The sequence below is a fragment of the Mesobacillus sp. genome, assembly GCF_049588175.1.
Classification (GTDB): domain Bacteria; phylum Bacillota; class Bacilli; order Bacillales; family Cytobacillaceae; genus Mesobacillus.
Map to the genome: position 1 here is coordinate 1 of NZ_JBAVFI010000466.1, position 4,634 is coordinate 4,634.

General features: G+C 42.2%; 4 protein-coding genes. All 4 read left to right on the top strand.

Annotation, left to right across the window (positions count from 1 at the left end; translation table 11 throughout):
* Window positions 1-1,006 (top strand): protein translocase subunit SecF (gene secF / locus WB217_RS11380; RefSeq protein ID WP_423993343.1); only part of this gene is annotated, 1,006 nt, incomplete at its 5' end.
* A gap of 158 nt (window positions 1,007-1,164) precedes the next feature.
* On the top strand, window positions 1,165-2,088 hold the full coding sequence (locus WB217_RS11385; protein WP_423993344.1) for a cation diffusion facilitator family transporter: 924 nt from the start codon (window positions 1,165-1,167) through the stop codon (window positions 2,086-2,088).
* Window positions 2,089-2,108: 20 nt separating this feature from the next.
* Window positions 2,109-2,420, top strand: a complete 312-nt coding sequence (locus WB217_RS11390) for a LapA family protein (protein ID WP_423993345.1) — start codon at window positions 2,109-2,111, stop codon at window positions 2,418-2,420.
* 559 nt (window positions 2,421-2,979) lie between these two features.
* A partial coding sequence (gene recJ / locus WB217_RS11395; protein ID WP_423993346.1) for a single-stranded-DNA-specific exonuclease RecJ occupies window positions 2,980-4,634 on the top strand: 1,655 nt, incomplete at its 3' end.

Below are 4,634 nucleotides of genomic sequence, written 5' to 3' on the forward strand. Positions count from 1 at the left end.
GTGGTTCGGAGTCAAGAAAGAAGAGATCCACGATATTTCCGAAGGTTTGGATTCATTAGATTTGCGTACAAAATTTGACCGTTTTGATTTTGTTAAACATAGAAACAAATTCTTTACTGCAACCAGCATCATACTAGGTCTTGGGCTTATCGCATTATTGATATTCCGCCTAAACCTTGCTATTGATTTTGCCAGCGGTACAAGAATTGAAATTCTGTCAGACAGCAAACTCACTGCTGAGCAGGTAAAAGAAGAACTTGCAAAAGAAGATATTAAAACAGATGATATCGTGATTTCTGGCGATAAAGGTGAAATAGGAGTTGCAAGGTTAAAAGGTGTGTTAAGCAAGGATGAAATATCAACTCTTAAATCACACATCAAAGAAAAATTCGGTTCTGAGCCGAACGTCGGAACTGTTTCTCCGACAATTGGTAAAGAATTGGCAAAGAATGCAATGATTGCTCTGGTTATCTCATCAATTGGCATAATCATTTATGTAACGGTCCGATTTGAGATGTACATGGCCCTTGCGGCAGTTGTGGCCCTACTTCATGACGCATTTTTAGTAATTGTAGTTTTCAGTATAACAAGGTTAGAAGTGGACCTTACCTTCATTGCTGCTATTCTAACAATTGTAGGTTATTCCATTAATGACACCATTGTTACCTTCGACAGGATGAGGGAGAATATGGTGAAGAAGAAGCGCCTGAAGACTCCTGAAGATATTGCTGAGGTTGTTAATACAGGTTTGCGCCAAACACTGGGTCGTTCGGTAAATACAGTTTTAACCGTAGTCATTACTGTAGTTGCTTTACTGCTTTTCGGCAGCGAATCCATTTGGAATTTCTCTTTCGCATTGCTTATCGGTTTGATTGCAGGTACCTATTCTTCAATATTCATCGCAGCACAGCTCTGGTATGTGTGGAAAAATAAAGAGCTTAAGAAGAAGGGCACAATCAACACCTTTAAAGAAAAGAAAGTATACTCAGACGAGCCGCAAGTATAAAATTTAAATCATTTATAAAATACCACGGGAAACCGTGGTATTTTCTTTTTGGTTAGAAAACCCATTTTTCAGGATAAAATAACAGAAATGCCGAAAGACTAATATGAGAGATTCTTGAATGATACATATGACGTGTGAAGCAGGGAGGAATTGTGCCATTGGAAAAAGACGTACGATTTAAAAAAGCAGAGTTCGCCGCCATGGTTGGTGTAGTTGGGAATATTGTATTAGCTGTCTTAAAGTGGGTGATCGGTATTTATGCAAACAGTACAGCGCTTGTAGCCGATGCGGTGCATTCTGCCTCGGATGTTGCTGGCTCACTTGCTGTTTACATTGGGTTAAAGGCAGCGAAAGCTCCGCCAGATGAGGATCATCCATATGGACATGGAAAGGCTGAATCGATCGCTGCTATAATTGTTGCCGTCCTGCTGTTACTGGTAGGTGTGGAAATTGGCAGGTCAGCAATTGAATCCTTTTTTAAGCCGATAGAAGCACCAAAATCGATTGCTATTATAGCGGTCATCGTTTCAATCATCGTAAAAGAGGGAATGTTCAGGTATAAATACAGGCTAGGTAAACAATTGAATAGTGAAGCTTTAATTGTAAATGCGTATGAACACAGGTCTGATGTATATTCATCCATCGCTGCCTTGGTTGGAATCAGCGCGGCGGTCATTGGCGGTAAAATGGGGATTGGATGGCTTGAGTATGCTGATCCGGTAACAGGATTGCTTGTAGCAGTCTTCATCATAAGAATGGCCTGGACACTTGGCAAGGAATCGATTCACAACACTCTTGATCATGTAATGCATGAGGAAGATACAGAAGAATTCAAAACGGTTGTTCGTTCTATTCCAGAAGTGAAAAAATTGGATGAGTTGCATGCGAGGGAACATGGACATTATGTGATCATCGATTTGAAAATATCCGTAGATCCACATATCTCTGTTGAACAAGGACATAGAATAGGTAAATGTGTGAAAAAGAAGCTTATGGAAAACATGAATGTCCAAAATGTCTTAGTCCATATAAATCCTTTTAGCGAGGATGGGAGTTTCGAGGATAACATTGATATCCAATAGAAATAAAGGGGTTGAGGAGAATGAAATTTCAATGGACACTGCTGCTGGGAATTGCCTTCGCACTGATTGTGGCCGTATTTGCCGTCATCAATGTAGAACCAGTAACAGTTAACTATTTATTTGGGGAAGCAAAATGGCCGCTGATCCTGGTTATCTTGGGCTCAGTGTTAATGGGAGGCATCATAGTCGGATCAGTCGGACTCTTCAGGATGTTTGTCCTTCAGCGTGAAGTCAAAACGTTAAAGAAGCAAAACCAGGCGTTAGAACAGCAGCTCAAGGAAAATCATACAGCTCAGGAAGAACCATTGCATGGCATTGAGGATATTCATTGAGTGAAAGACGAAGTGGCAGCTTTTTCAGCTGTCATTTCAGCTTGTCGACAAAGGTATAGGTCACAGATCAGTTATTGAAAACCTGTTGATTGGAGTGGAAGGCGCGTAGACTCCTCCGAAAATGCTAACACATTTCCATCGTGCGTGGGCAGATTCGAGGAAGCTATTCAGTGTCCTGCGGGCTCAAGCTGGACAGGTGAGACCCCGCAGGAGCGAAGCGACGAGGAGGCTCAGCGCCATTCCCGCGGAAAGCGAAGCGCCTGGAACGGAAATCAACAGACATAATATACTTCCCATTCAAGATGAAATAACTGTAGACAAGCTCGCTTTTATCGAGTTTGTCTACTGACAGAAATGACAGCTATATCAGCTGTCATTTTTTTATTATGATGTATTTAAGTCAATGTTGATTTTAGCAGCTGTTGTTGATTGGAGCGGGAAGGGAGTGCCTTTACCAAAATCAACAGCCTATTAAAAAATAGTTCCCCATTCTTAGCATTCATTGTCATTGAAACACGGACAAGGCTTTTGTATAATAAAAAAGCTGAGAGGTGATCGTATGTTAAAGCCAAAATCAAGGTGGATTGTAAAGCAATCTGACCAGTTAAAAACAGAGTCACTCGCAAAAGACCTCAATATTACCCATCTGACTGCTTCTCTGCTTGTCAATCGCGGACTTGATACCGTGGAAGATGCCCGGTATTTTTTATTTGGACAAAAAAGCAATTTCCATGATCCGTTTTTATTAAAAGATATGGACAAGGCAGTAGCACGAATAAACAAAGCAATAGAAATACAGGAGCCGATTTTAGTATTTGGTGATTACGATGCTGACGGTGTGAGCAGTACAACGGTGATGATGAAAGCCCTGAATGAATTAGGAGCTAATGCCGATTACTACATACCAAACCGTTTCACTGAAGGATATGGGCCAAACGAAAAGGCCTTTAAAATGGCTGCTGAAAAAGGAATAGGACTGATCATAACAGTTGATACGGGCATTTCAGCTTTACATGAAGCCCAGGTAGCCAAGGATCTTGGCATAGATCTCATCATAACGGATCATCATGAGCCAGGGCCTGCCCTTCCGAATGCCTTTGCGATCATCCATCCAAAGCTTGAGGATAGTGTCTACCCATTCAAGGATTTAGCTGGTGTCGGGGTAGCACTGAAGGTTGCCCATGCCCTGCTGGGAAGGCTGCCTGAGCATTTACTTGAATTTGCTGCGATTGGAACAATTGCTGATCTTGTCCCTTTGCTCGGTGAAAACAGGCTCATCGCATTAAGCGGTATCGCGCAAATGAAATCAAGCCAGACACCTGGTTTGCATGCATTATTAAAGCTTGCCAAAACAGAGAAATCGGCAATAGATGAAGAAACGATTGGTTTTCTAATCGGACCAAGGGTGAATGCTGCTGGACGGTTAGGCAGTGCAGATCCTGCAGTACAGTTAATGATGACATCTGATTCTGAAGAAGCCATGATGCTTGCTGAAGAGATTGATTCCTTAAACAAAGAGCGACAGAACCTGGTGGCCGAAATCGCCCAGGAAGCCATCAATGAAGTTGAAACCTATTATCCAGTGAAGGATAATTCTGTTCTTGTTATCGGTAAAGAGGGATGGAATGCGGGTGTTATCGGTATTGTGGCATCAAAGCTGGTAGAAAAATATTACCGCCCTGCGATTGTCCTGAGCTTTGACAAAGAAAAAGGGCAGGCAAAAGGATCAGCTAGAAGCATAGCAGGGTTTGACCTGTTTAAAAATTTATCTACTTGCAGAGACATCCTGCCGCATTTTGGAGGCCATCCAATGGCAGCCGGGATGACATTGGATCTTAATAATGTAGATGAACTGAGGGATAGGCTTAATGGGCTGGCAAAGGATCAGCTTAAAGACGAAGACCTCATTCCTGTTTCCCATATTGATGCTAAAATTGGCATCAATGAGATAAATATTGCAACCATCAACGAGCTAGGACTGCTCTCACCATATGGCGTCAGCAATCCCAAGCCGAAGGTGCTGATTGAAGAAGCGAATATATCCACCTTAAGGAGAATTGGATCGGACCAGTCCCATTTGAAGCTTTCCCTTGAGGCTGCTGGGACGACGATAGACAGCATCGGTTTTGGCTTCGGACATCTTCATGACCACATCTCACCAAGCTCCAAATTGTCTGTCATTGGAGAATTGTCTATCAACGAGTGGAATAATAT